Annotated in this window: 22 protein-coding genes; 9 read left to right on the forward strand and 13 right to left on the reverse strand. The window is 68.2% G+C overall.

The genetic code is table 11. The features are described from left to right. Nucleotides 1–85 precede the first annotated feature (85 nt). From AC3A6J_RS02635 to AC3A6J_RS02645, 3 genes are all read right to left on the reverse strand, one after another. Nucleotides 86–1,192 carry a BMP family ABC transporter substrate-binding protein gene (locus tag AC3A6J_RS02635; RefSeq protein ID WP_487858339.1) on the reverse strand — a complete coding sequence of 369 codons (1,107 nt, stop codon included), beginning with the start codon at nt 1,190–1,192 and terminating at the stop codon, nt 86–88. A gap of 109 nt (nt 1,193–1,301) precedes the next feature. Beyond that, on the reverse strand, nt 1,302–1,694 hold the full coding sequence (locus tag AC3A6J_RS02640) for a carboxymuconolactone decarboxylase family protein (protein ID WP_487858340.1): 393 nt from the start codon (nt 1,692–1,694) through the stop codon (nt 1,302–1,304). Nucleotides 1,695–1,706: 12 nt separating this feature from the next. Next, nucleotides 1,707–2,780 (reverse strand): adenosine deaminase, encoded by a 1,074-nt coding sequence (locus AC3A6J_RS02645; protein WP_487858341.1) that lies wholly within the window; start codon nt 2,778–2,780, stop codon nt 1,707–1,709. Nucleotides 2,781–2,978: 198 nt separating this feature from the next. Here AC3A6J_RS02645 and AC3A6J_RS02650 point away from each other — a divergent pair, with 198 nt between their 5' ends. After that, nucleotides 2,979–3,317 carry a hypothetical protein gene (locus AC3A6J_RS02650; RefSeq protein ID WP_487858342.1) on the forward strand — a complete coding sequence of 113 codons (339 nt, stop codon included), beginning with the start codon at nt 2,979–2,981 and terminating at the stop codon, nt 3,315–3,317. 60 nt (nt 3,318–3,377) lie between these two features. Here the strand turns inward: AC3A6J_RS02650 and AC3A6J_RS02655 are convergent, their stop codons facing one another. From AC3A6J_RS02655 to AC3A6J_RS02700, 10 genes are all read right to left on the reverse strand, one after another. Then, nucleotides 3,378–4,142, reverse strand: a complete 765-nt coding sequence (locus AC3A6J_RS02655; protein WP_487858343.1) for a hypothetical protein — start codon at nt 4,140–4,142, stop codon at nt 3,378–3,380. Between the two features lie 82 nt (nt 4,143–4,224). After that, a complete protein-coding gene (locus AC3A6J_RS02660; protein WP_487858344.1) occupies nt 4,225–5,397 on the reverse strand; it encodes a BMP family ABC transporter substrate-binding protein in 1,173 nt (390 codons plus the stop codon). A gap of 49 nt (nt 5,398–5,446) precedes the next feature. Further along, complete coding sequence (locus AC3A6J_RS02665) at nt 5,447–6,370, reverse strand: ABC transporter permease (RefSeq protein WP_487858345.1); 924 nt, start codon at nt 6,368–6,370, stop codon at nt 5,447–5,449. Between the two features lie 123 nt (nt 6,371–6,493). Beyond that, complete coding sequence (locus tag AC3A6J_RS02670) at nt 6,494–7,642, reverse strand: ABC transporter permease (protein WP_487858346.1); 1,149 nt, start codon at nt 7,640–7,642, stop codon at nt 6,494–6,496. Further along, on the reverse strand, nt 7,629–9,161 hold the full coding sequence (locus tag AC3A6J_RS02675) for an ABC transporter ATP-binding protein (RefSeq protein WP_487858347.1): 1,533 nt from the start codon (nt 9,159–9,161) through the stop codon (nt 7,629–7,631). Before AC3A6J_RS02675 ends, AC3A6J_RS02670 begins: the two co-directional genes overlap by 14 nt. Before the next feature lie 171 nt (nt 9,162–9,332). After that, a complete protein-coding gene (locus AC3A6J_RS02680; RefSeq protein ID WP_487858348.1) occupies nt 9,333–10,712 on the reverse strand; it encodes an NCS2 family permease in 1,380 nt (459 codons plus the stop codon). Nucleotides 10,713–10,800: 88 nt separating this feature from the next. Then, nucleotides 10,801–11,760 carry a LysR family transcriptional regulator gene (locus AC3A6J_RS02685; RefSeq protein ID WP_487858349.1) on the reverse strand — a complete coding sequence of 320 codons (960 nt, stop codon included), beginning with the start codon at nt 11,758–11,760 and terminating at the stop codon, nt 10,801–10,803. Nucleotides 11,761–11,823: 63 nt separating this feature from the next. Further along, nucleotides 11,824–14,292, reverse strand: a complete 2,469-nt coding sequence (gene xdhB / locus AC3A6J_RS02690) for a xanthine dehydrogenase molybdopterin binding subunit (RefSeq protein WP_487858350.1) — start codon at nt 14,290–14,292, stop codon at nt 11,824–11,826. A gap of 2 nt (nt 14,293–14,294) precedes the next feature. Next, on the reverse strand, nt 14,295–15,905 hold the full coding sequence (gene xdhA, locus AC3A6J_RS02695; RefSeq protein WP_487858351.1) for a xanthine dehydrogenase small subunit: 1,611 nt from the start codon (nt 15,903–15,905) through the stop codon (nt 14,295–14,297). A gap of 182 nt (nt 15,906–16,087) precedes the next feature. Beyond that, nucleotides 16,088–17,095, reverse strand: a complete 1,008-nt coding sequence (locus AC3A6J_RS02700; protein ID WP_487858352.1) for a LacI family DNA-binding transcriptional regulator — start codon at nt 17,093–17,095, stop codon at nt 16,088–16,090. Nucleotides 17,096–17,306: 211 nt separating this feature from the next. Here AC3A6J_RS02700 and AC3A6J_RS02705 point away from each other — a divergent pair, with 211 nt between their 5' ends. From AC3A6J_RS02705 to AC3A6J_RS02740, 8 genes are all read left to right on the forward strand, one after another. Continuing rightward, on the forward strand, nt 17,307–18,626 hold the full coding sequence (locus tag AC3A6J_RS02705) for an ABC transporter substrate-binding protein (protein ID WP_487858353.1): 1,320 nt from the start codon (nt 17,307–17,309) through the stop codon (nt 18,624–18,626). Next, nucleotides 18,626–19,369, forward strand: a complete 744-nt coding sequence (locus tag AC3A6J_RS02710) for an SDR family NAD(P)-dependent oxidoreductase (RefSeq protein WP_487858354.1) — start codon at nt 18,626–18,628, stop codon at nt 19,367–19,369. Before AC3A6J_RS02705 ends, AC3A6J_RS02710 begins: the two co-directional genes overlap by 1 nt. Before the next feature lie 4 nt (nt 19,370–19,373). Then, entirely contained in the window at nt 19,374–20,243 is an 870-nt protein-coding gene (locus AC3A6J_RS02715) for a carbohydrate ABC transporter permease (protein ID WP_487858355.1), read from the forward strand. A gap of 16 nt (nt 20,244–20,259) precedes the next feature. Next, nucleotides 20,260–21,072, forward strand: coding sequence for a carbohydrate ABC transporter permease (locus AC3A6J_RS02720; RefSeq protein ID WP_487858356.1), 813 nt, complete (start codon nt 20,260–20,262; stop codon nt 21,070–21,072). Between the two features lie 10 nt (nt 21,073–21,082). Beyond that, nucleotides 21,083–22,057: an alcohol dehydrogenase catalytic domain-containing protein gene (locus AC3A6J_RS02725; protein ID WP_487858357.1), complete on the forward strand. Its 975-nt coding sequence runs from the start codon at nt 21,083–21,085 to the stop codon at nt 22,055–22,057. A gap of 13 nt (nt 22,058–22,070) precedes the next feature. After that, complete coding sequence (locus AC3A6J_RS02730; protein ID WP_487858358.1) at nt 22,071–23,135, forward strand: ABC transporter ATP-binding protein; 1,065 nt, start codon at nt 22,071–22,073, stop codon at nt 23,133–23,135. Nucleotides 23,136–23,435: 300 nt separating this feature from the next. Further along, entirely contained in the window at nt 23,436–24,362 is a 927-nt protein-coding gene (locus tag AC3A6J_RS02735) for a PfkB family carbohydrate kinase (RefSeq protein ID WP_487858359.1), read from the forward strand. An 8-nt stretch (nt 24,363–24,370) separates the two neighbouring features. Next, nucleotides 24,371–25,423, forward strand: a complete 1,053-nt coding sequence (locus tag AC3A6J_RS02740) for a tagatose 1,6-diphosphate aldolase (RefSeq protein ID WP_487858360.1) — start codon at nt 24,371–24,373, stop codon at nt 25,421–25,423. Nucleotides 25,424–25,467: the final 44 nt, after the last annotated feature.

The following is a 25,467-nucleotide window of genomic DNA, read 5'->3' on the forward strand; positions in this document are numbered from 1 at the left end:
CCGGCGCAATTTCCCTGCGTGTATGAATGCTATATGCCCAGGCCACTCGCGCGCCGGCGCGTCGGCGCTCCCACGGCCCAGTGCCTCAGCGCCCCACCCGCCCCTGCACGCCCTCGGCGAGCCAGTTCATCTTGAGGATCTGCTCGTCGGTCAGCTGCGCGCCCTTGGCAATGACGGTGCGTCCTTCGTTGTCGCGCACGTCGGCGGCCACCGCGCGAAACGGCTGCAGCTTGCCCGACGCGATGTCCTTCTGCCGCGCCAGCACTTCGTCCTGCACCGCCTTGGGCACCTTCGCGCCGAAGTCGCCGACGCGGATCAGGCCTTCCTTCACACCGCCCCAGAGATTGCCGCTCTTCCAGGTGCCGTCGAGCACGGCCTTGGCCCGGGCGGTGTAATAGCCGCCCCACTGGTGCGTGACGGCGACGATCTGCGCGTCGGGGGCCGTCTTGCGCATGTCGGAGTGGTAGGCCACGGCCATCTTGCCGCGCTCCTGCGCCGCGGCCATCACTGCGGTCGAGCCGGTGTGGAAGGCCAGCACGTCGGCGTTCTGGTTGAAGAGCGCCATCGCGGCGTCGCGCTCCTTCGGCGGATCGAACCATTCGTTGAGCCACACCACCGCCACTTTTGCCTGCGGGTTCACCGAGCGCATGCCGAGCGTGAAGGCATTGATGCCCTGCAGCACCTCCGGGATCGGAAAGCCCGCCACGTAGCCGGCGATGTTCGTCTTCGTCATGCGGCCTGCGGCAATGCCCGCAAGGTAGCGCCCTTCGTAGTAGCGCGCGTTCGATGTCGCGACATTGGGCGCGGTCTTGTAGCCCGTGACCGACTCGAACTTCACGTCCGGAAAGTCGCGCGCCACCTTGAGCGTGGGCTCCATGTAGCCGAAGCTCGGCGTGAAGATCAGCCCATGGCCCTGTTGCGCCAGATCCCGGATCACGCGCTCGGCATCGGCGCCTTCGGGCACGTTCTCGACGAAGCTGGTCTTGACCCTGTCGCCCAGCGCCGCTTCGACGGCCTTGCGGCCCTCTTCGTGCTGGCGCACCCAGCCGGCGTCGGTGACGGGCGTGACGTAGACGAAGCCGATCTTCAACGGCGGCCCTTTCGGCGCCTGCGGCTGTTGCGAGAAGGCGGGAGATAAAAAGCAAGCGGCTGCCCACGCCAGAACGGCGCGGCCCGCGAGGTTTTTGTACATGGTGTTCCTCTACATGGCCCCGGAAAAACAAAAGCCCCGCAGCCGCCGGGACGCCGGCTGCGGGGCTGGGGATTCTACCTAGGAGGCTGTCGGGCTTGTCGGGCTTGCCTTACGCGTCGAAGGCGGGATCGATCGGCACCCTGTAGCCGTTGACGAGCCGGTTCGTCTCGTTGGCCATGCCGACGACCGCCATCAGCTCGGCGAACATCGCGGGCGTCATGCCGGCCTTCTCGGCGCCCGCGTGATGGCTTGCGGTGCAATAGCCGCAGCCGTTGCTCACGCTCACCGCGAGGTACACCATCTCCTTGACCACCGGATCGAGCGCACCCGGCGCCATCACCTCCTTGAGGCTGGCCCAGGTGCGCCGCAGCGTCGCAGGATCGTTCGCGAGGTACTTCCAGAAGTTGTTGACGTCGGGCACGTTGCGCACGGCCTTGATGTCGTCGAACACGGCCTTCACCTCGTCGGGCGCGTCCGCGTAGTGGATCGGTTGGGGTTTCATGGGGGCTCCAGTTCAGGCGTCGGCAGAGAAGCGCGCGAAGACGGCGTCGAGCCGCGTCAGGTAGTCGCGCCTGGCCGCTTCGTCGATGAAGCTGCCCTCGAAGCTGTTGGCCGCGAGCTGCCACGCATGCCGCACGCCGAGCCCCGTGGCCGCGAAGGTCTGCAGGAAGTTCTGGTTCATGTAGCCGCCGAAGTAGGCCGGGTCGTCCGAGTTGACGGTGGCGACCAGCCCCGCATCGAGCAGCGCGCCGAGGTTGTGCTGCGCGAGGTCGGGGAACACGCAGAGCTTGAGGTTCGACAGCGGGCACACGGTGAGCGGAATGCGGTCTTGCGCGAGCCGCTGCATCAGCGCCGGATCCTTTGCGCTCTGCACGCCATGGTCGACGCGCTCGACCTTCAGCACGTCGAGCGCACTCCAGACGTACTCGGGCGGGCCCTCCTCGCCGGCATGCGCGACCAGATGCAATCCCAGCTCGCGGCAGCGCGCGAACACGCGCGCGAACTTCTCGGGCGGATGGCCCACCTCGCTCGAGTCGAGCCCCACGCCGATGAACTTGTCGCGAAAAGGCAGCGCCTGTTCGAGCGTCTCGAAAGCCTCTTCCTCGCTCAGGTGGCGCAGGAAGCACAGGATCAGCGAGGCACTCACGCCGAGCTTCGGCCCCGCCGCGGTGCAGGCGCTGTACAGGCCCTCGATGACGGTCTCCATCGCCACGCCGCGCGCGGTGTGCGTCTGAGGGTCGAAGAACATCTCGGTGTGGACCACGTTGTCGGCCGCGGCGCGCTCTAGGTAAGCCCAGGCCATGTCGTGGAAGTCCTGCGCCTTCAGCAGCACGCTCGCGCCGGCGTAGTAGATGTCGAGGAAGCTCTGCAGGTTGGTGAAGGCGTAGGCGCGGCGCAGTTCCTCCACGCTCGCGTAGGGAAGGGCCACGCCGTTGCGCCCGGCGAGCGCGAAGATCAGCTCGGGTTCGAGCGAGCCTTCGATGTGCATGTGCAGCTCGGCCTTGGGCATGGCGCACAGCAGTTCGGGCAGGCGCGCGGCCGGGATGCTATCGAAGCGCTGGTCGAAGGTGGGGCGGAAGTCGGTCATGGCGGGGTCTTGCGCGGGGATGTGGGAATGCGAAAAGTGGCAGCGTTCGCGCACAGCATAAAGGCTCGCGACGCCACCGCGATGCGCAAAACCGTATGGCCTGGATTGCAGCGCTTCTACATCGCGGCGGGCGTGGCCTCGTACAGACTGCTCGATCGATTCGCCTGAGCCGGCGGCCCGCTTGATAAGCTGGCAAGCATGCACACCTTGATCAGCATCGCGGCGTATCTCCTGATCGGCATCGCCGTGGCGCCGCTGCTGCTGCTTGGGCTCTATGTGCTGGCCGACCGCCTCGGACTCAAGGTGGCCGATCGCATGCTGTCGCTGACGGCGCGGATCCTCCAGTTGCAGTGGCTCAGCGGCGGCGTGGTGAACATCGTCGGTGGCCTGCTCATCGCCGCGCTCGGTATCTGGGCCGCGCTGTCCCTGGAGCCGCCGCTGCATCGGCTGGCCGGCGCGCTGCTGGTGCCCTTCGGACTCTGGCGGGCCTTCAGGGGCGTGGCCGTGCTCAAGGCGTTTTCGAGCGTCGACCAATAGCACGTCCAGGGCAGCGCGGCCGCGCGGGCGATTGTGGCGCGGGCCGTGAGCCACGAAGAGTCAGGGTTCCGTGTCGCGCGGCAGCCCCGCCGCGGGCGCCGGGCTTGCATCGGCCGCGCCATGGTGCAGGCCGACGCCGACGCCGGCGCCGAGTCCGGCGCCCATGCCCATGCCCGCACCGCTGCCACCACCTCTCGCGCCGCCGCCTCCGCCCGCGCCGCCACCCGCGCGGTCGCTGCGTGTCGGCGTGCCCTTGGTGCGCAGCGGTCCCTGCTTCGGAATGCCGAGTTCCGGCGGCACCGGTGCCAGGTCGAGCACCTCGCGGATGAAGGTGCGCAGCGAGACCACCAGTTCGGCCGTTTCCACGCTGCGTCCCGCCGCCATGTCGCTGGCCGCCTGCGCCGCCAGCCGGACCTGCGCCTCGGTGCCCAGCAGGATCACGTCGGACAGCGCGCCCTCGACCGCGTCGCGGATGCGGCGGCGCCGGTCCGATGCCGGAAGTCCGTCCTCGTCCGCGCCCTCGATGGCTTCACCTGTAATCGCGGCTTGCCCGCCGGCCCGCGCCTGAGACCGCCGCTCCCGCAAGTCGCGCAAGTGGCTCGGGTCCACCGCCAGTTCACCGGTGAACGACCCGCCGAGCACCTTGTAGGCCGCGATCAGCGTCTTCAGCCGCTCATTGATCTGCCGGTTCTGCCGCTCCCGCCGTTGCTGCACGCTGAGCATCACCACGATGCGGATGCCGACCGCCACGATCGAGACCAGCACCAGTCCGAGGAGCGTGGAGACAAGGCCTTGCCAGGAGGTGAAGTCGAGTGGGTTGCGCATCGAAGGCTCCAGTTGAAAAGGATGAAACGACAACGGGCCATGCCCCTGAAGGCATGGCCCGTTGATGATCCGGCGCTGTGTCTTACTTCTTGTCCCCGCCCGGCACCTTGCCTTCCACGCCCTTGACGTAGAAGTTCACGCCCGACAGGAACTTGTCGTCGGCCACCGCGTCCTTGGCGACCAGTTCCTTGCCGTCCTGGCCCAGGATGGGGCCTTTCCAGATCGAGAAGCTGCCGTCCTTCAGGCCCTTTTTCACTTCCTCGACCTTGGCCTTGGTTTCAGCCGGCACGTCTTCGGCGATCGAGACGATGTCGATCGCGCCTTCCTTCACGCCCCACCAGCTCTGGCCGGTGGTCCACTTGCCGTCGATCGCGTCTTGCGTGGCCTTGATGTAGTACGGCGCCCAGTTGATGGTGGCCGACGCGAGGTGGGCCTTGGGGCCGTAGGCGGTCATGTCCGAATCCCAGCCGAAGGCGCGCTTGCCTTTTTCCTGCGCGGTCTTGAGCACGGCCGGCGAGTCGGTGTTCTGGAACAGGACGTCGGCGCCGCCGTTGATGAGGGCGGTGGCGGCCTCGGTCTCCTTGGGCGGGCTGAACCATTCGTTGACCCACACGACCTTGGTGGTGATCTTCGGGTTGACCGACTGCGCGCCCATGGTGAAGCTGTTGATGTTGCGCAGCACCTCGGGGATCGGCACCGAGCCCACCACGCCGAGCGTGTTGCTCTTGGTCATGGCGCCGGCAATGATGCCGGCCATGTACGCGCCTTCGTAGGTGCGGCTGTCGTAGGTGCGCATGTTCTCGGCGGTCTTGTAGCCGGTGGCATGCTCGAACTTGACGTCCTTGCTGTCGTTGGCCACCTTGAGCATCGGCTCCATGTAGCCGAAGGTGGTGCCGAAGATCAGCTTGTTGCCCTGGCCGACCAGGTCGCGGAACACGCGCTCGGCGTCGGCGCCCTCGGGCACGCTCTCCACGAAGGTGGTCTTGATCTTGTCGCCGAATTCCTTTTCGAGCGCCTTGCGGCCGTTGTCGTGCGCAAAGGTCCAGCCGCCATCGCCGACCGGACCGATGTAGGCGAACGCGATGTTGAGCGGCGCTGCGGGTGCCGGTGCCGCGGCGGCGGGCGCCGGTGCGGGCGTCGGCGCCGCGGCGGGTGCAGCCGGCTCCTCCGTCTTGCCGCAGCCGATCAGGGCCGCCGAAGCCACCGCGGTCAGGGCGGCGAGCTTGAGCAGGGAGCGCTTGTTCAGGTCATTCATTGTCGGAATCCTAAAAAAAGGACGGTTGGCGGAAAAACGAAAAGCGAGATTATGAGCCGGGGTAGAACGGCTTTCCGATCGAGGCCGGCATGTTGATGCGGATGAACGCCGGATTGCGCGAGATCAGCGCCAGCACCACGATGGGTGCGATGTACTGCAGCATGCTGAGGAACTGGGCGGGCACGTCGACGCCGCTGCTCTGCAAATGGAAGCCCAGCATCGACACGCCGCCGAACAGGTAGGCGCCCAGCAGCACGCGCATGGGCCGCCAGGTGGCGAAGGTGGTGAGCGCGAGCGCGATCCAGCCGCGGCCCGCGACCATGCCCTCGACCCACAGCGGCGTGTAGACGGTCGAGAGGTACGCGCCCGAAAGCCCGCAGAGAGCACCGCCAGCGACCACGGCCATGAAGCGGATGCGGCGCACCGGGTAGCCGAGCGCATGCGCCGATTCAGGCGATTCGCCGACCGAGCGCAGCACGAGGCCGGCGCGCGTGCGGTAGAGAAACCAGATGAGCCCGACCGTCAACAACACCGCGATGTACACCATCGGGTGGTGGCGGAACAGCGCGGGGCCGACGAGGGGAATCTCGCTGAGCCACGGTATGGCGTACGACACGCTCTCCGGCAGCCGCGCCTGCACGAAGTTGATGCCGACGAAGGCCGAGAAGCCGACGCCGAACAGGCTCAGCGCCAGCCCGGTGGCGTACTGGTTGGTGTTGAGCCAGATCACCAGCACACCGAAGAAGGCCGCGAGCAGTGCGCCGGCGGCCATGCCGGCCAGGAAGCCGAGCCAGGGGTTGTGGGTGGTGACGACCGTCGCGAAGCCCGCGATGGCGGCGCAGAGCATCATGCCCTCGGCGCCGAGGTTGACGATGCCGGCCTTCTCGTTGATCAAGAGGCCCAGCGCCGCGATCGCGAGCACGGTGCCGGCGCTAAGTGTGGAGCCCAAAAGGAGTGCGTAGCTGTCAAACATGTTGCTCGCCCCCAAGCTGCGCGGCACTGCGTGTCCGCTCCGCCAACCCCCTACCGGGGGCAACACCAGCGGCCCGGCAAAGCCGGTTCCGCGGTGTTCCTGGAAGTGAATTCATCGTGTGCTTCATGTGGACTCCGTGGAACGCACGATCGGCGCGGTCAAAGGCGTGCTGGCTTGCAGCGAGCCTGTCGTCAACGTGGGCCCCGCCGCTTTCGCAGCGGCCTTTCGGCGGATGCGATAGGCGATCAACGTGTCGCAGGCCAGCAGCGTGAACAGCAGCAGTCCCTGGAACACGCCCGTGAGCGACTTGGGCAGGCCCAGGCGCGACTGCGCGAGCTCACCGCCGATATAGAACATGCTCATGAGGATGGCCGAGAACACCATGCCGACCGGATGCAGTCGCCCCACGAAGGCCACGATGATCGCGGCGAAGCCGTAGCCTGCGGGCACGTACGGCGTCAGCTGGCCCAGCGGGCCGGCGACTTCGAGCGCACCGGCCAGGCCCGCCGCGCCACCCGAGACCAGCAGCGCTGTCCACACCGCGCGCCGCGCCGAGAAGCCCGCGTAGCGCGCCGCCGCCGGTGCCAGCCCGCCGACCTGCTGTGCGAAACCGGCACGCGTGCGGAAAAGAAAGACCCAGAGCACGCCCACGCCTACCAGCGCGATGATCAGCCCGATGCTCACGCGCGAGCCCTTGAAGAGCCGCGGAATCTGCGTCACGGCCTCGAAGGTCTTCGACTGTGGGAAGTTGTAGCCCTGCGGATCTTTCCAGGGGCCGAACACCATGTAGCTCAAGAGCAGCGTCGCCACGTACACCAGCATCAGGCTCACGAGAATTTCATTGGCGTTGAAGCGGTCGCGCAGGAAAGCCACGATGCCGGCCCACACCATGCCGCCGAGCGTGCCCGCCACGAGAATGGCCCCGACGATCCACGAACCGGTGGTCTTGTCGGCCATCAGCGCCACGCCGCCCGCTGCGATGGCGCCGAACACGAACTGGCCCTCGGCGCCGATGTTCCAGACGTTCGAACGGAAGCACACCGCCAGGCCGAGCGCGATGATCAGCAGCGGCGTGGCCTTGATCGTGAGTTCGCCGATCGCGTAGCCGTTCTTGATGGGCTCGTAGAAGAACACCAGCAGGCCCTTGACGGGGTCCTTGCCGAGCGCGGCGAACAGCGCCACGCCGATCAGCACGGTGACCAGCAGCGCCAGGATCGGCGAGGCAAAAGTCCAGAAGCGCGAAAGCTCCGGACGCGCTTCAAGCTTGAGCATGCGCCGCCTCCTTGCCGCCGTTCGCCTGCCAGAGCCCGCTCATCCATTCGCCGATCTGCGGCAGCGTGGCTGCCGCGCGGTCGACCGAGGGCGACAGCCGCCCCTTGGCGATCACGTGCAGGCGATCGCTGATGTCGAACAGCTCGTCGAGTTCTTCACTGACCACCAGCACCGCGCAGCCCGCGTCGCGCAGCGCGAGGATCTCGCCGCGGATCAGCGCGGCGGCGCCCACGTCCACGCCCCAGGTCGGCTGCGAGACGATGAAGAGCTTCGGGTCGGCATCGATCTCGCGCCCGACGATGTATTTCTGCAGGTTGCCGCCCGACAGCGAGCGCGCCGCCGCATGCGGGCCGCCGGCCTTGACGTTGAAGCGCGCAATGATGGCCTTGGCATGCTTCTCGAGCGCCGCGGTGCGGATCCAGCCGCCCCGGCCCACGGCATTGCCGCGCGTGAGCAGCAGGTTGTGCGCGAGCCCGAGCGTGGGCACCGCGCCGCGGCCCAGCCGCTCCTCGGGCACGAAATGCAGGCCGAGCGCCCGCCGCGCGCGCGGCGCAAGCCGTCCGGCGGGCCGGTCGAACACCCGCACCATGGCGGCGCCGGCGCGCACGTCCTCGCCCGAGAGCGCGTAGAGCAGCTCCTTCTGGCCATTGCCCGAGACGCCCGCGATGCCGACCACCTCGCCCGCGCGCACCTCGAACGAGATTGCGTCGAGGTCGACGCCGAACTGGTCCTCGCGCGCCAGCGTGAGGCCCTCGACGGCGAGCGCCACCGCGCCCGCATGCACCGGCCGGTGCGTGAGCGGCGGCGGCTCGGAGCCGATCATCAGCCGCGACAGCGACTCGTTGCTTTCCTGCCGCGGGTCGCACACGCCCGTGACCTTGCCGCCGCGCAGCACCGTGCAGGCGGTGCAGAGTTCGCGGATCTCGTGCAGCTTGTGGCTGATGTAGAGGATGCTGCAGCCTTCGGACGCCAGCTTGTTGAGCACTGCGAACAACTTGCCCACCGCCTGCGGCGTGAGCACCGAGGTCGGCTCGTCGAGGATCAGGAGCCGGGGGTTGGTGAGCAGCGCGCGGATGATCTCCACGCGCTGCATCTCGCCGACCGACAGCGTGTGCACCGGTCGCGAAGGGTCGATGTCCAGTCCGTACTCGCTCGCCTTGGCCGAGATGCTGCGCGCCACTTCGGCGAGCGCCAGCGACTTGTCCAGGCCGAGCCACACGTTCTCGGCCACGGTGAGCGTGTCGAACAGGCTGAAGTGCTGAAACACCATGCTGATGCCCAGCGCCCTCGCCTGCTGCGGGTTGCGCAGTTGCACGGGCTCGCCGTCGAACACCACGGTGCCCTCGTCGGGCTTGACCGAGCCGTAGATGATCTTCATCAGCGTCGACTTGCCGGCGCCGTTCTCGCCGAGCACGGCATGGATCTCGCCGGGGGCGACGGCCAGCGAGATGTCGCTGTTCGCCACCACCGCCGGATAGCGCTTCGTGATGTTGGCGAGCTGGAGTCTGGGATGGGTCATGCCAAAGCCTGGTGCGGAATAGCTACAAGTTTAATAGCGTCCCCGACGAAATCGGCCCACGAACGGCAGCCCCGGCCAGGGCACCCGTGGAACCGGCTACGCCGGGCCACTGGGTGCGCCCCCCAGTGGGGGGAGGCGGCTACACGCAGTGAGCCGCTTCGGGGGGCGTCCTCAATGCCCGCCGATGTAGGCGAACTTGAACAGGAAGATCGCCGCGATCACCCAGACCATCACATGCACTTCCCGTGCCCGGCCGGTGAACAGCTTGAGCACCGCATACGTGATGAAGCCGAAGGCCAGCCCGTTGGCGATCGAATAGGTGAAGGGCATCGCCAGCGCGGTGACCACCGCGGGGATCACCTCGGTGGTGTCTTCCCAGTCGAGCTCGACCAGGTCGCGCAGCATCAGGCAGCCCACGAACAGAAGCGCCGGCGCGGTGGCATAGGCCGGCACCGAGCCCGCGAGCGGCGAGATCATGAGGCAGGCCAGGAACAGCACGGCGACCACCACCGCGGTGAGGCCGGTGCGCCCGCCCGCCTGCACGCCGGCCGCGCTCTCGACGTAGGCCGTGGTGCTCGAGGTGCCGAGCAGCGAGCCCGCGAAGATCGCGCCGCTGTCGGCCAGGAGCGCCTTGTTCATCCGCTCCATCTTGCCGGGCACCAGCAGCCCGGCGCGCTTGGCCACGCCCATCAGCGTGCCGGTGGCGTCGAACATCTCGACCAGGAAGAACACCAGCACCACGTTGAGGATGCCGCCCTGGAGCGCGCCCATGATGTCGAGCTCGAGGAAGGTGGGCATGACCGACGGCGGCGCGGCGAAGATGCCGTTGAACTTGTTGCCGCCGAAGAAGAACGACAGTACCGTCACCACCATGATGCCGACCAGGATCGCGCCGCGAACCTTGAGCCGGTCGAGCACCACGATGATCAGGAAACCCAGCGTGGCCAGGATCACCGGCGGCGAATGCAGGTTGCCGAGCGTCACGAAGGTGGCGGGCGAGGCGGCCACCACGCCGGCGCTCTTGAGCGCGATGAGCGCGAGGAACATGCCGATGCCCACCGTGATCGCGGTTCTGAGCGACTGCGGTATGCCCCGGATGAACAGCTCCCGCAGCCCCGTGACCGTCACCACGAGGAACAGGCAGCCCGAGATGAACACCGCGCCGAGCGCCACCTGCCACGTGTAGCCCATGCCCAGCACCACCACGTACGAGAAGTAGGCGTTCAACCCCATGCCCGGCGCCATCGCGATCGGGTAGTTGGCATACAGGCCCATGATCAGCGTGCCCAGCGCCGCGATCAGGCAGGTGGCCACGAACACCGCGCCCTTCGGCATGCCCGCGTCGCCGAGGATCGACGGGTTGACGAAGATGATGTAGGCCATCGTCAGGAAGGTGGTGAGGCCGGCGATGACCTCGGTGCGCACCGTCGTGTTGTGCTCGGCCAGGCCGAACATGCGCTCGAGCCAGCCTCCGCCGTGCGGCACGCCGCGCGCGGCCGCCACCGGTGCGGCGGGATCGGTGAGCTTGGGCACCTCTTCAAACCTGTTCATTTCGCTTGTCTCCAGCTGTTGTATTGGGCGGTCGTTGTTTCATCGTGCCTTTCCGGGCGCGACGCCGGCGCGACCGGGGGCTCACCGCTCAGGGCGGATCGGGGCTGTCGGGGGCGTGCGGGGGCCGCAGCGATGCCGCCACGCCCTTGATGCAGTCGCGCAGCCAGCGCGCGGAACTCGACGAATGGGTGCGCTCGTGCCAGAGCTGGTAGTACATGAGCCGCGGCAGGGCCACCGGGCAGTCGAGGATCTTCACCGGCAGCCGCGCCGCGAAGCGCTCGCAGTACTGGCGGCCCGTGGTCAGCACCAGCAGGCTGGAGGCGACCATGTCGGGGATGAGCCCGAAGTGCGCGCAACGCGCCGTGATATTGCGCTGCCGCCCGAGCTCGTCGAGCATCTGGTCGATGATGCCGCGCCCGCCGGGATGCATCGGCGTGGGCGCGATGTGCTCGGCCGCGAGCCAGGTTTCGAGGTCCCAGCCGCGGCGCACCGCCGGGTGGTCCTGGTTGACGAGCGACACCACCTCGTCGCCGAAGAGCCGCGCCATGTGCAGGTCTTCGGGCGGCTTGAGCCAGTTGCCGATCACCAGGTCGACCTGGCCGAGCGACAGATGGCCGTGGTAGTCGGAGTCGGGCGAGAGCGCGTGGATCTCGATGTGGCACAACGGCGCCTCGCGCTTGACCTGCGCCACGAGCATCGGCAGGAACAGCGGGTCCATGTAGTCGCTCGCGGCGATCCGGAAGGTGGTGGCCGCCGACTGCGGCTCGAAGCCGCGCGCATCGGAGAACAGCATCTCGGCGGCGCGCAGGATGCTCGCGGCCGGTTCGATCATGCGCAGCCCCGCGTCGGTGGGCACCATGCCCGAGCCCGAGCGCACCAGGAGCGGATCGCCCGAGAGCTCGCGCAGCCGCTTGAGCGCCGCCGACACGGCCGGCTGGTACATGCCCAGGCGGATGGCGGCGCGCGAGACGCTGCGGTCGGTCAGCACGGTGTGGAGCACCCGGATGAGGTGAAGATCGATCTTGTCGAAAAGAGCCTGGTCGCGCATGGGCCGCTCGTACGGTAGTGGACGGTGCGAGCGGTTATACGCCGGGGATCGAGGCGCCGGCGGTCATCCCGCCTGCGCGGCGGTCGCGGCGGTCACTGCCGTGACCGCGCGCAGGATCGCCTCGCTCGTCGCGGGCGCCTTGAGCGGCGGATCGACGCGGTGCCCGCCCGCGGCCGACACCGCGTCGCGGATCGCGAAGAACACCGAGAACGGCAGCAACAGCGGCGGCTCGCCCACGGCCTTGCTGCGGTGGATGGAATCTTCCGCGTTCTGGCCGTCGAACAGGCGCACGTTGAACACCGGCGGGCAGTCGTTGGCGGTGGGGATCTTGTAGGTGCTCGGCGCATGCGTGGTGAGCTTGCCGCTCTGCGGATGCCACACGAGTTCCTCGGTGGTGAGCCAGCCCATGCCCTGGATGAAAGCACCTTCGACCTGGCCGATGTCCACGGCCGGGTTGAGTGACTTGCCCGCGTCGTGCAGGATGTCGGCGCGCAGGAGCTTCCATTCGCCGGTGAGCGTGTCCACCACCACCTCGCTCACCGCCGCGCCATAGGCGAAGTAGTAGAACGGGCGGCCCTGCATCTTGTCCTTGTCCCAGCTCAGCCCCGGCGTGGCGTAGAAGCCGTCCGACCAGAGCTGCTTGCGGTCGAGATAGGCCTCGCCCACCACGGTGCTGAAGGCCAGCGTGCGGCCGTTGACTTCGACTTGGTCGTTCGCGAAGCGCACCGCGGCCGCGTCGCCGCCGTGGCGCTCGGCCGCGCACGCCGCCAGGCGCTCGCGGATCTGGCGCGCGGCGTCCTGCGCGGCCTTGCCGTTGAGGTCGGCGCCCGTCGAGGCGGCCGTGGCCGAGGTGTTGGCCACCTTGGTGGTGTCGGTGGCCGTCACGCGCACGCGCTCGAAGCTCACGCCCAGCTCGTGCGCCACCACCTGCGCCACCTTGGTGTTGAGGCCCTGTCCCATTTCCGTGCCGCCGTGGTTCACGAGGATGGAGCCGTCGGTGTACACATGCACCAGCGCGCCGGCCTGGTTGAAGTGCTTCACGTTGAAGGAGATGCCGAACTTCAGCGGCGCCAGCGCCAGGCCGCGCTTGAGCACCGGGCTCTTCGCGTTGAAGGCGGCGATCTCCTCGCGCCGCGCGCGGTAGTCGCTGGTGGCTTCGAGTTCGGCGACGAGCTCGTGCACGATGTTGTCGGTCACGGTCTGGCGGTAGGGCGTGACGTTGTTCTTCGTCTTGCCGTAGAAGTTGACGCGCCGCACGTCGAGCGGATCGCGGCCCAGCGCACGCGCCACCGAGTCGAGGATGTTCTCGACCGCGATCGCGCCCTGCGGCCCGCCGAAGCCGCGGAACGCGGTGTTGCTCTGCGTGTTGGTCTTGCCCGAGTAGCCGTGCATCGCCACGTTCGGCAGCCAGTAGGCGTTGTCGAAGTGGCACAGCGCGCGCGTCATCACCGGGCCCGAGAGGTCGGCCGAATGGCCGGCGCGCGACACCATGGTGATCTCCGCGCCGAGAATGCGGCCCTCGTCGTCGTAGCCCACGTCGTACTCGTACCAGAAGCAGTGGCGTCGGCCGGTGATCATGAAATCGTCGTCGCGGTCGAGCCGCAGCTTCACGGGGCGCTGCAGCTGCCGCGCCGCGATGGCGGCCACGCAGGCAAAGAGCGCCGACTGCGATTCCTTGCCGCCGAAGCCGCCGCCCATGCGCCGGCATTCGACATGCACCTCGTTCGACTGCAGGTGCAGCGCATGCGCCACCAGGTGCTGCATCTCGCTCGGGTGCTGGGTCGAGCAGTGGATGTGCAGCGCGCCGCCTTCCTTGGGAATGGCGTAGCTGATCTGCCCTTCGAGGTAGAACTGCTCCTGGCCGCCGACGTCGAAGCTCGCCTTGTGGCGGTGCGGTGCACCGGCAATGGCCGCGCGCACCGCGGCCTCGTCGCCTTGGTTGGCTGCGCCGCCGCTGCGCACGATGTGCATCGGCGGCACCACGTACTGGCCGCGCGCATGCGCTTCTTGCGGCGTGAGGACCGGCGGCTCGGCCTCGAGCGTGATCGCATCCTTCGCCCTGGCCGCGGCGCGGCGCGCGGCATCGCGCGTCTCGGCGATCACCGCGAACACGGGTTGGCCGAGGTAGCGGATCTCGCCGCCCGCGTTCACCGGCAGCAGGATCGGGTCGTCATGCACGATCGAGCCGCAGTCGTTGCTGCCCGGGATGTCGTCGGCCGAGAGCACGGCCACCACGCCGGGCATCGCGCGGATCGCATCGAGCGACAGCGCCGTGATGCGGCCGCTGGCCGCCGGCGACAGGCCCAGCGCGCAATGCAGCGTGCCCACGAGCTCGGGAATGTCGTCGATGTAGGTCGCTTCGCCGGCCACATGCAGGTGCGCCGACTCGTGCGGACGGCTGATGCCGACGCGCGCGCCCTGCGCGTGCGCCTGCTTCTCGGCGCCCTGGTCGATGCGCGCGGCCGTGTTCTTCAGGTAGTTCGCGAAGGCCTCTGCGGGTTGCAGCAGCCGGGGGTCGATCGGTTTGTTCATGGTCAGGATCCTTCCGCGGCGGCAGCCGCATGCGGCATCACGCTCCAGACGCTGGTTTCTTCGGTCGCGAGCGGATCGTCGGCACGCGTTTCGAGCCACAGGCGCTGGATCAGGTTCTGCGCCACCTGCATGCGGTAGTCGGCCGACGCGCGCATGTCGGAGAGCGGATTGAAGTCTTCGGCGAGTGCGCGCTTGGCGGCCTCGACGCTGGCCTGGCGCCAGGGCCGGCCGACGAGCGCGGCCTCGGCTTTCGCGGCACGCCTGACGGTCGCGGCCATGCCGCCGAAGGCGAGGCGCACGGCCTTCACGGTCTCGCCATCGGCCTCGAGCTCGAGCGCGAAGCCCGCGCACAGCGCCGAGATGTCGCAGTCGAAGCGCTTGCTGATCTTGTAGGCGCGCACCTGGCGGCGCATGGCCGCGAGCGGAACGGCCAGCCCCTGCACGAACTCGCCGGGCTGCAGCTGGTTCTTCATGTAGTCGACGTAGAAGTCCGCGAGCGGCATGCGGCGCACCGCCTCGCCGCGGCGCAGTTCGATCTCGGCGTCGAGCGCCATCAGCACCGGCGGCGAATCGCCGATCGGCGAGCCGTTGGCCACGTTGCCGCCCATGGTGCCGGCATGGCGGATCGGCGGCGAGGCAAAGCGCAGCCACACGTCCTGCAGGCTCGGCACGCGCTGCACCAACGCCGCGAAGGCGGCTTCGAGCGAAGCGCCGGCGCCGATGTAGAGCGCGTCCTCGCGCACTTCGATCGTCTTGAGTTCGGCCACGTCGCCCACGTAGATGATGTCGCCCAGGTCGCGGAACTGCTTGTTGACCCAGAGGCCGACATCGGTCGAGCCCGCGAGCAGCTGTGCACCGGGCTTGCGCTCACGCAGCGTGGCCAGTTGCGCCAGCGTCTTCGGCGCATGGAAGCGGTCGGTGCGCGCACCGAGCGGCGCGGCATATTCGAGCCCGTCGCCGTCCTGCAGCGAAGCGAGCGCGGCCACCACCGGCTTGGTGTCGAGCCGCACGCCGGGCAGGTCGAACATGCGCTGGCCCGCGTCGAGGATCGGCCGGTAGCCGGTGCAGCGGCACAGGTTGCCCGACAGTTCGTCGGCCAGTTGCTGGCGCGTGGGCTGCGTGCCGCGGGCCTGATGGTGCTCGTAGCTCGACCACAGCGACATCACGAAGCCCGGCGTGCAGAAGCCGCACTGCGAGCCGTGGCAGTCGACCAGCGCCTGCTGCACCGGGTGCAGCGTGTGGACAGGGTGCTTGACACCCTTGGGTGGCGCCGCGGTCGCGCACTGCGACTTCAGGTCCTCGACGGTGAACAGCGCCTTGCCATGCAGCGTCGGCAAGAACTGGATGCAGGCATTGACCGTCTGCAGCCGGAGCCCGCCGATCGTGCCGGGCGCCTGGGCGTCGTCGCCCTCGGCCAGTTCGCCGACCACCACCGTGCAGGCGCCGCAGTCGCCTTCGTTGCAGCCTTCCTTGGTGCCGGTGCAGTGCGCGTCCTCGCGCAGCCAGTCGAGCACCGAACGGGTCGGGTGGACGCCGCTCACCTCCACGATCTTGCCGCGGTGGAAGAAGCGGATCGGACGAATCTGGCTGCTGTGGCTGCTGTCGGTGCTCATGCTTTTTGGCTCGTGGGCGGCCCGTGGCGGGCCAGTCATGGACGTTAGCGGCTTGTCCGCGAGGTTGCATACGGGGGCGCCCATAACGCGTATGCGGGCGCCGGTATGGCGCGTACGGGGAAACCCTTGGGCGGGCTGAGCAATTCTCGCGCCATCGGGGAGGCGGCGCGCCCGACGAGCTTCTATGCGCGCGGCCGCCCGGTCGATTCGCGCACCACCAGCGACACGTCGACCTCGTGGTGCAGCGCGGCGGCCTTGCCCGCGAGCGACTTCACGAGGTATTCGCCGGCCCGCGTCCAGACCTCGTCGGTCGGCACATGCATGGTGGTGAGGCTGGGGCGCAGGTGGCGGCTCCATTCGAGGTCGTCGAAGCCCATCACCGACAGGTCGCCGGGCACGTGCAGGCCGCGGCGTTCGGCCTCGAGCAGCACGCCGTAGGCGATCACGTCGTTGCCGCAGACCACGGCCGTGGGCCACTGTTCGCACGGCGGCGACAGCAGCACCCGCGCGCCCTGCCGCGCATCGTCGAGGTGGTAGGGCACCTCGATGTACCACTCGGGCCTGAGCGCGAGACCGCTCTCGGCCAGCGCGCGCCGCACACCCGAGACGCGCGCCGTGGCGCGGTCGTTGTTCGACGAGATGGCCGCCACCATGCCGATGCGCGTGTGGCCCAGCTCGATCAGGTAGCGGCAGGCCCGGTAGGCCGCGGCCTCGTTGTTGCCGCCCACCGAGGCATAGGGCTTGTCGGGGTGGTACACGCCCACGTTCACGAACGGGATGCGCTGCGAGGCCAAGAGCCGGCGCAGTGCGTCGGTGTGGGTGTCGCCGCGCAGGATCAGCCCGTCGATGCCGCGGCTCGCCATGTTCTGCGCCTGCCGCGCCTCGGTCTCGGGGTCGTAGCCGCTGGTGGACAGCAGCAGCAGGTAGCCCTGCAGCGACAGGTAGCTCTGCAGCGCCTCGATGCCGCGCGCGAACATGGCGTTGTCCACCGTCGGGATGATCGCGCCGATGGTGCGCGTGCGGCGCGAGGAGAGCGCGCGCGCCGCGGCGTCGGGGATGTAGCCGAGCTCGGCGATCGCCGCATCGATGCGCTTGCGCAGGTCGGGGCGCACCGATTCGGGGTTGTTGATCGTGCGCGAAATCGAGGCCGTGGACACGCCCACATGCTTGGCGACGTCACGGATTCCCACGGATTTCGGCTTCATGATGAAACAGTTTACAGGAAACGATACGTTGCCGATCACAGCAATTTTTCGGGGAAATCCCCTAGCCTTTTCCCTGCTGAAGCGTTCTTTTCGGGTTGACACCGCGGCGCACGATTCCGAAAATCCTGTAAACGGTTACAAGCGAATCGCCGACCTCGGTGACCCCGCCTTCAACACGTCAAAGGAGACACAAGACATGCACACCCCCTTCCGCCGCCCCGCCCTTCGCCCGCACGTTCGCGCCATCGCGGTGCTCGTCGTCGCCGCCGCCTGCGCCGGCACGGCAGCTGCCCAGGCCTTCGACTGGAAGAAGCACCAGGGCAAGACCGTGACCTTCCTGGCCAACAACAACCCGGTCGCGAATGCGCTGCTCAAGCACAAGGACGACTTCGAGCAGCAGACCGGCATGAAGCTCAAGGTCGACTCCTACCAGGAACAGCAGATGCGCCAGCGCCTGGTCACGGTGATGAATTCGCGCAGCGACGAGATCGACGTGTTCATGTCGCTGCCCTCGCGCGAGGGCATGCAGTTCGCCAAGGCCGGCTGGTACGCCGACCTGTCGGGCCTGGTGAAGACCGCCAGCGCGACCGACTACGACTTCGCCGACCTGAGCGCCGGCATGCTCAAGGACGCGACCTACGAGAAGCAGCTCACCGGTATCCCGATGAACGTCGAGGGCCCGGTGCTGTACTACCGCAAGGACCTGTTCCAGAAGTGCGGCGTATCGCTGCCCAAGAACCTGCCCGAGCTGGAGGCCGTGGCCGCCAAGCTCAAGGCCTGCGAGCCGGGCGTCACGCCCTTCGTCTCGCGCGGCCTGAAGCCCGCCCTGCCCTTCACCTACAGCGTGTTCCTGCACAACATGGGCGGCCAGTACATGAAGGACGGCAAGTCGCAGCTGTGCAGCAAGGAAGGCCAGGCCTCGATGGGCCTCTACGCCAAGCTGCTCAAGGACTACGGCCCGCCCGGCGTGGTGAACTACAGCTTCTATCAGATCTCCTCGCTCTACCGCGAAGGCAAGGCGGCGATGGCGTTCGAGTCGTCGAACGAGCTGCGCAACGTGATGGACGGCGGCGCGCGCCTGAAGGACACCGCCGTGGCCGTGCTGCCCGCCGGCCCCGGCGGCTCGCACCCCACGGTGATCGGCTGGACCATGTCGGTCTCGGCGCACAGCAAGAACAAGGAAGCCGCCTGGTACTTCGTGCAGTGGGCCACCAGCCCGGCCGTGCAGGCCAAGCTCGCGCTCGACGGCGTGGCGCCGCCGCGCTCGGCCGTCGCCAAGTCGCCCGGCTACAAGGCCTGGATGGACGAGCAGCCGGTGCGTGCCGAATGGGTCGCGGCGGTCAACGAACTGGCGCGCACCGGCACCTCCGAAGTGGGCTACCCGATCGTCGCCAACCCCGCATCGCGCGACCACATCGGCCAGGCCGTGACCGAGCTGTTGCTGGGCCAGAAGTCGCCCGCCGAGGCCTGCGCCGACGCGGACAAGAAGCTCGACGCGCTGATCGCCAAAGACTGATGGCGGTGTTCGACTTTCCCGCAGGCCACCGCGTGCTGGTGGTCGGCGGCGCCGGCGACATCGGCGCCGCGATCTCGCGATCGTTCCTCGAGATGGGCTGCGAGGTCATTGCAACCGGCGTCGACGAGGCCGCGCTCGCGGCCAGTTCGCTCGCGCCGTTGCGCGCGTCGTCGCCCCGGCTCGCGCTGCGCACGCTCGACGTGACCGACGATGCGCAGGTCGCCGGCTTCGTCGGCGGCCTCGAGAGGCTCGACACGCTGGTCAACTGCGCCGGCATCCTCTCGCGCTTCAAGGAGTTCGAGACAGAAACCTTCCAGCGCGTGCTCGACGTCAATCTCACCGGCACCTTCCGCCTGTGCAACGCGAGCCTGCCGCTGCTGGAAAAAAGCCGGGGCAGCATCGTCAACGTGGCCTCGATGAACGCCTTCGTCGCGCTGCCCTTCATTCCGGCCTACTGCGCCAGCAAGGGTGGCGTGGTCATGCTGACCAAGTCGCTCGCGCTGGCCTGGGCCGAGAAGAAGGTGCGCGTGAACGCCATCGCGCCGGGCTATGTGGAAACCGCCATCAACGCGGCCGGCCGGCAGGACACGGCGCACTACGAGCGCATCCGCTCGCGCATTCCGCTCGGCCAGTGGGCGCAGCCCGGCGACATCGCGGGCAGCGCGGTGTTCCTCGCCTCGCCCGCCGCGCACTACGTCACTGGCACCGTTCTGGCCGTCGATGGCGGCTTTCTCGCAGGGTGAACCCATGAGCCAATCGATCGGCACACGCGGCCAGCTCGCGTTTCTCTCGCTCCCGGCCGTGATCTTCACGACCGCGATGATCGCCTTTCCGTTCGCCTACACCGTGTGGTTCAGCCTGCACGAGTTCAGCTTCGGCGGCAAACCCAAGCTCAACTGGGGCATGAACTACGTCGAGATGGTCGGCGACGGCGAGTTCTGGAACGGCCTGAAGATCACGCTGGTGCTCTACGTGCTCTCGCTGGTGCTGCAGCTGGTGCTGGGCACCTGGGTGGCGCTGCTGCTGCACGGCTCCAAGAAGCTGTCGGGCATCGTGCGCACGCTGATGATCTCGCCCTTCGTGCTGCCGCCGGTGGTGGTCGGCATGATGTGGCTGGTGGTGCTCGACCCGTCCATCGGTGCGGCCAACTACCTGCTGACCTCCGCGGGGCTGCCGCGCTCCGACTGGCTCGCGTCGCCCGTGTGGGTGATCCCCACGGTGGCGATGATCGACACCTGGCAATGGACGCCGTATGTCGCGCTGATCGTGCTGGGCGGCCTGCAGTCGCTGCCGCCCAACGTCTACGAGGCCGCGCAGATCGACGGCGCCTCGCGCTGGAAGACCTTCTGGCGCATCACGCTGCCGCTGCTCGCGCCCACGCTGGTCACGGCGGCCATCCTGCGCAGCGTCGACCTGCTGCGCTTCTTCGACATCATCTACATCACCACGCAGGGCGGTCCGGGCAATGCCTCGAACACGCTCAACATCTACGGCTTCCGCAAGGGCTTCGAGCTGTTCGAGATCGGCTATGCGAGCGCGCTGATGATCACGCTCTCGGCCATCGTGCTCGGCGCGGTGATGGTGCTCACCCAGGCGCGCAAGCGTGTGGCGTGGTGAAGGAGGCATGCAAGCCATGAACGACAAGCTCGTGCAACGCCTGAACCTGCTGCAGATCGCCTTCGTGGCGCTCTTGATTTTGCTGCCCATTGCCTGGATGGCGCTCGCGTCCTTCAAGCCCTCGGCCGAGGTCACGGCCTACCCGCCCAAGCTGCTCTTCTCGCCCACGCTGGAGAACTACCGCACGCTCTTCGGCACCACGCCGTTCCTGCAGTACACCTGGAACAGCACGGTCATCACCGTGGGCTCGACCGCCATCGGCCTGCTGCTGGGCATTCCGGCCGCATTCGCGGTCTCGTGGACGCGCATCACCTGGCCCGCCACCGTGACGCTGCTCGCGCGCATGGCACCGGGCACGCTGTTCCTGCTGCCGTGGTACGTGATGTTCCGCGAGGCCGGAATGATCGGCAGCTACTGGGCGCTGATCCTCACGCACGCGGCCATCACCATGCCGATCGTGATCTGGGTGCTGCTGCCCTTCTTCGACAACATTCCGCGCAGCGTGCTCGAAAGCGCGCAGGTCGACGGCTGCAGCGTGCCGCGCATCCTGTGGCGCATCGCGCTGCCGCTCGTGATGCCGGGCGTGGTGGTGGCGTCGATCCTGTCGTTCGTTTTCTCATGGAACTACTTCCTGTTCGCGCTCGTCCTGTCGAACGGCGACACCAAGACGCTGATCGCGGCGTCGTTCAATTTCATCGGCGAAGGCGCCTCGAACTGGGGCGCGCTGATGGCGGCCGCCACGTTGATCGCGCTGCCGCCGCTCATCCTTGCATTCATCGTCCAGCGCCGGCTCGTGTCGGGGCTGGCGATGGGTGCGGTCAAAGGCTAGGAGACATCCCATGCAAGCTGCCACTTTTCACGGCGACAAGAACATCACCATCGGCGAGGCTCCGATGCCCGTCGCGGGCCCCGGCGAGGTGCTGCTGCGCGTGCGCCGCACCGCGCTCTGCGGCTCCGACACCAAGCTGTGGTTCAACGGCGCGAGCTTCACGCCCGGCCACGAGATCTTCGGCGTGGTACAGCAGCCGGGCCATGCGCTCGACGGCCGGCGCTGCCTGGTCTACATCCCGGTGCACTGCGGCCACTGCGACGCCTGCCGCGCGGGCGACACGCAGATGTGCCTGAACGAATCGGTGCTGGTCGGCTGGAACCGCCCCGGCGGCTACGCCGAGTACCTCACGGTGCCCGAGCAGTGCCTGCTGCCGGTGCCAGACGACATCGAGGACGAACTCGCCCCGCTGCTGCTCGACACCATCGGCACGGCCGCGCACGGCATCCGCTTCGTCAAGCCGCTGGTGCCGCCCGAGACCACCGGCGCGGTGCTGGTGACGGGCGCGGGCCCGGTCGGCATCGGCGCGCTGATCGCGCTGCAGAACATCGGCTACACCGACGTGTACGTGTCCGACCTGAAGGAAGAGCGGCTGCAGCTGGCCGAGTCGTTCGGCGCCAAGCGGCACCCCGTGGGCGATGCGAGCAAGCGCTTCAAGCTCATCGTCGAATGCAGCGGGGCGCATGCCGCGCGCAGCCTGGGAATGGAGATCGTGCTGCCGCGCGGCGTGCTCATCCTCATCGGCGAGAGCGACAAGCCCTGGCCGGTGCAGGAGAACAAGGCGATTCGTCGCAAGGACTTCTACATGGTGCGCACCTTCTACTTTCCGAAGAGCGACTTCGCGCTCAACGTCGAGCTGCTGCGCGCCGAGAAGGCACGCTACCGCCAGCTGGTCGATGCGCAGTTCGGCATCGACCAGCTGCCCGAGATGTTCGGCCGCTTCGTGGCCGGCGAGCTGGTCAAGCCATTGCTGGCGTTCGCCTGAAGGATCAAGACGCATGGCTTCCATTCGAATCAACGGCCTGGTCAAGCGCTTCGGCGACGTGGCCGTGATCCCCTCGCTCGACCTCGAGATCCGCGACGAGGAGTTCGTGGTCTTCGTCGGCCCCTCGGGCTGCGGCAAGTCGACGCTGCTGCGCATCATCGCGGGCCTGGAGCCCATCGACGGCGGCGATCTCTTCATCGGCGACACGCGCGTGAACGACATGCCGCCGGCGCAGCGCGACATCGCGATGGTGTTTCAGGACTACGCGCTCTATCCGCACATGACGGTGCGCGACAACATGGGCTTCGGCCTGGAGATGCGCAACACGCCCAAGGACGAGATCGCGCGCCGCGTCGACCGCGCCGCCGGCATGCTGCGCATCGAGCCCTACCTCGACCGCAAGCCCAAGGCGCTGTCGGGCGGCCAGCGCCAGCGCGTGGCCATGGGCCGCGCGATGGTGCGCAACCCGAAGGTGTTCCTGTTCGACGAGCCGTTGTCGAACCTCGACGCCAAGCTGCGCGGCGAGGTGCGCACCGAGATCAAGGCGCTGTCGCAGCAGCTCAAGACGACGATGATCTTCGTCACGCACGACCAGGTCGAGGCCATGACCATGGCCGACCGGATCGTGGTGCTGAAGGCCGGCGTGGTGCAGCAGTTCGGCACGCCCGAAGAGGTCTACAAGTCGCCCGCGAATCAGTTCGTGGCGGGCTTCATCGGCTCGCCGACGATGAACTTCTTCGACGTGACCGCGGAAGGCACCAACGTGCGCATGGACGACGGCACGCTGTTCGCCATGCCGCCACGCTGCGGCGGCGTGGCCGGCGCGGCGGTGCTGGGCGTGCGCCCCGAGCACATGCGGGTGCTACCGCCCGACGCACCGGGCCTGCGCGTGCAGGTGAGCGTGGTGGAGCCGCTGGGCTCGGACACGCTGGTGTACTTCGACCGCGCCGGCACGCGGCATGTGGCGCGCGTGGCGCCCGAGCTGCAGGTGCGGCCGAAGGACACGGTCACGCTGGACTTCGACATGGACAAGTGCCATCTGTTCGACAAGAACGATGGGGCCGTGCTGCGTGGTTGAGATGGGACGTCTTTGTTTTGGGCACTCTTCGGGGTGCGATTACGCCGACGGGGTACCTTGCTCCGCGAATGTCCTCCGGGCTTCGCCCTCCCCCTTTATTTCGCTGCGCAAGGCACCCCATCGGCGTGCTCGGGACGCAGAGCGCTCGCACCGCCCGCACAAGCGCTGCGCTTGGCGTGCGCAGGGTATCGGGTGCTCCCCGCAGCGAAATAAAGGAGGAGGCCGCAGGCCGGGGGACATTCGCGGAGGGGAGTACCCGGTGGCCTGTGCACGCGCCCCAGGCAAAAACTCGACTTCGCAATGAACACAAGCCGACACCCAACCCCTCGCATCGTCTGCCTGGGCCTCTCCGCACTCGACGTCACCTGGCAGGTCGACACGCTGCCCCACGGCGGCGGCAAGACGCGCGCCAACGACCTGCGAGAAGGCGGCGGCGGCATGGCGGCCAATGCGGCCGCTGCCGCGGCCAAGCTCGGCGCGTCCGTGCAGTTCTGGGGCCGCGCGGGCGAAGACAGCGCAGGCCATGAAATGAAGGCGCAGCTCACCGCTTTGGGCGTCGACGTCTCGCGCTTCCGTCTGTTCGCGGGCGGCCGCTCGTCGGTCTCGGGCATCGTCGTCGATGCGCGCGGCGAACGCATGATCGTCAACTTTCGCGGCGCCGACCTGCCGGCCGATCCGACCTGGCTGCCGCTCGACGCGCTGGCCGACACGGACGCCGTGCTCGCCGACCCGCGCTGGCCCGAAGGCGCGCTGGCGCTCTTCGGCGCCGCGCGCCAGCACGCGCTGCCCACCGTGCTCGACGGCGACGTCGCCGAAGCCGCCGTGTTCGACATGCTGCTGCCGCACACCGACCACGCCATTTTTTCCGAACCCGGCCTCGCAGGCTATGCCGCGGGTGCGCGCACCGTCGACGACCAGTTGAACTTCGCGCTCTCGCGCGGCTGCCGCCTCGCGGCCGTCACGCTCGGCGAGCACGGGTTGCGCTGGGCCGATGCCGGCGGCCTGCATGCCCTGCCGGCTTTCGAAGTGCAGGCCGTCGACACCACCGGTGCCGGCGACGTGTTCCATGGCGCGTTCGCGTTCGCCATCGGCGCTGGCTGGCCCGTGCGCCGCGCCTTCCAGTTTTCCGCCGCGGTGGCGGCCCTCAAGTGCACACGACCCGGCGGACGCGCCGGGGTGCCCGATTTCGCCACCGCGATGTCTCTCGTCGATTCCATTCAGGAGTGAACCCTCTCATGACAACGAAGCCCCCCCTCCACCTCGGCAAGAACTGGGGCCTGCGCCGCATGGCCACGCCCCAGGGCCACTTCACCATGGTCGCTCTCGACCAGCGCCCGCCCATCGCGCAGCTGATCGGCGCCAAGCGCGGCATTGCGCCCGCCGACGTCAGCTTTGCCGACATGGTCGCCGTCAAGCGCACGCTCGTCGACACGCTCGGCACGCATGCCAGCGCGATGCTGTTCGACCCCAACTACGCCTTTCCCGCCGCGCTGCAGAAGCTGCCCGCGCACACCGGCCTCGTGGTGACGCTCGAGGACCATCGCTTCCGCGACACGCCCGGCGGCCGCCTGTCGCACTCCATCGACGACTGGAGCGTCGAGAAGATCAAGCGCGCCGGCGGCGACGGCGTAAAAGTGCTGGCCTGGTACCGCCCCGATGCCGAGCCCGACGTGCTCGCGCACCAGAAGGACTACGTGCGCAAGATCGGTGAAGAGTGCCGCCAGTGGGACATCCCGCTCGTGCTCGAGCTTCTGGTCTATCCGTTTCCCAAGAGCGAGCGCCACACGGTGGACTACATCGAGTCGCCCGAGAAGATGCCCGAGCTCGTCATCGAGAGCGTGCGCGAGTTCGCCAAGCCCGAGTACGGCGTCGATCTGTTCAAGCTCGAAAGCCCGCTGCCCGGCGCCACGCTGCCCGCGCGCGACGGCGGCGCCGCGCACACCGCTGCGCAAGGCTGGTTCGACCAGATGGGCGCGATCTGCAAGGGAGCGAACATTCCGTGGGTGATGCTCTCGGCCGGCGTGACCTCGCAGCAGTTTTTGCGCGTGATGGAATACGCCTACGCCGCTGGCGCGCACGGCTTCCTGGCCGGGCGTGCGGTGTGGTGGCAGGCGCTGCAGAACTTTCCGGATTTGGACAAGTGCGCCGAACAACTGAAGAAGGACGGCGCGGCCACGCTGGCCGACCTCGAAGCGCTCACGCTGCGCGAAGGCAATGCCTGGCAGGCCGACTACAGCGCTTTCGACGCGATGAAGGCCGAAGGCGAACTCTGTTCTTCCTACGCCTGAAGCCCTTCAGGTAACCACAGGCTCAGCCGTGGGCACCCGCGGAA

The organism is Variovorax sp. Soil_C_39 (genome assembly GCF_057656815.1).

Excerpts from the sequence above, each read along its gene's own strand:
- AC3A6J_RS02635 (WP_487858339.1), bottom strand. The coding sequence starts at position 1,192 with ATGTACAAAAACCTCGCGGGCCGCGCCGTTCTGGCGTGGGCAGCCGCT.
- AC3A6J_RS02640 (WP_487858340.1), bottom strand. The coding sequence starts at position 1,694 with ATGAAACCCCAACCGATCCACTACGCGGACGCGCCCGACGAGGTGAAG.
- AC3A6J_RS02645 (WP_487858341.1), bottom strand. The coding sequence starts at position 2,780 with ATGACCGACTTCCGCCCCACCTTCGACCAGCGCTTCGATAGCATCCCG.
- AC3A6J_RS02650 (WP_487858342.1), top strand. The coding sequence starts at position 2,979 with ATGCACACCTTGATCAGCATCGCGGCGTATCTCCTGATCGGCATCGCC.
- AC3A6J_RS02655 (WP_487858343.1), bottom strand. The coding sequence starts at position 4,142 with ATGCGCAACCCACTCGACTTCACCTCCTGGCAAGGCCTTGTCTCCACG.
- AC3A6J_RS02660 (WP_487858344.1), bottom strand. The coding sequence starts at position 5,397 with ATGAATGACCTGAACAAGCGCTCCCTGCTCAAGCTCGCCGCCCTGACC.
- AC3A6J_RS02665 (WP_487858345.1), bottom strand. The coding sequence starts at position 6,370 with ATGTTTGACAGCTACGCACTCCTTTTGGGCTCCACACTTAGCGCCGGC.
- AC3A6J_RS02670 (WP_487858346.1), bottom strand. The coding sequence starts at position 7,642 with ATGCTCAAGCTTGAAGCGCGTCCGGAGCTTTCGCGCTTCTGGACTTTT.
- AC3A6J_RS02675 (WP_487858347.1), bottom strand. The coding sequence starts at position 9,161 with ATGACCCATCCCAGACTCCAGCTCGCCAACATCACGAAGCGCTATCCG.
- AC3A6J_RS02680 (WP_487858348.1), bottom strand. The coding sequence starts at position 10,712 with ATGAACAGGTTTGAAGAGGTGCCCAAGCTCACCGATCCCGCCGCACCG.
- AC3A6J_RS02685 (WP_487858349.1), bottom strand. The coding sequence starts at position 11,760 with ATGCGCGACCAGGCTCTTTTCGACAAGATCGATCTTCACCTCATCCGG.
- xdhB (WP_487858350.1), bottom strand. The coding sequence starts at position 14,292 with ATGAACAAACCGATCGACCCCCGGCTGCTGCAACCCGCAGAGGCCTTC.
- xdhA (WP_487858351.1), bottom strand. The coding sequence starts at position 15,905 with ATGAGCACCGACAGCAGCCACAGCAGCCAGATTCGTCCGATCCGCTTC.
- AC3A6J_RS02705 (WP_487858353.1), top strand. The coding sequence starts at position 17,307 with ATGCACACCCCCTTCCGCCGCCCCGCCCTTCGCCCGCACGTTCGCGCC.
- AC3A6J_RS02710 (WP_487858354.1), top strand. The coding sequence starts at position 18,626 with ATGGCGGTGTTCGACTTTCCCGCAGGCCACCGCGTGCTGGTGGTCGGC.
- AC3A6J_RS02715 (WP_487858355.1), top strand. The coding sequence starts at position 19,374 with ATGAGCCAATCGATCGGCACACGCGGCCAGCTCGCGTTTCTCTCGCTC.
- AC3A6J_RS02720 (WP_487858356.1), top strand. The coding sequence starts at position 20,260 with ATGAACGACAAGCTCGTGCAACGCCTGAACCTGCTGCAGATCGCCTTC.
- AC3A6J_RS02725 (WP_487858357.1), top strand. The coding sequence starts at position 21,083 with ATGCAAGCTGCCACTTTTCACGGCGACAAGAACATCACCATCGGCGAG.
- AC3A6J_RS02730 (WP_487858358.1), top strand. The coding sequence starts at position 22,071 with ATGGCTTCCATTCGAATCAACGGCCTGGTCAAGCGCTTCGGCGACGTG.
- AC3A6J_RS02735 (WP_487858359.1), top strand. The coding sequence starts at position 23,436 with ATGAACACAAGCCGACACCCAACCCCTCGCATCGTCTGCCTGGGCCTC.
- AC3A6J_RS02740 (WP_487858360.1), top strand. The coding sequence starts at position 24,371 with ATGACAACGAAGCCCCCCCTCCACCTCGGCAAGAACTGGGGCCTGCGC.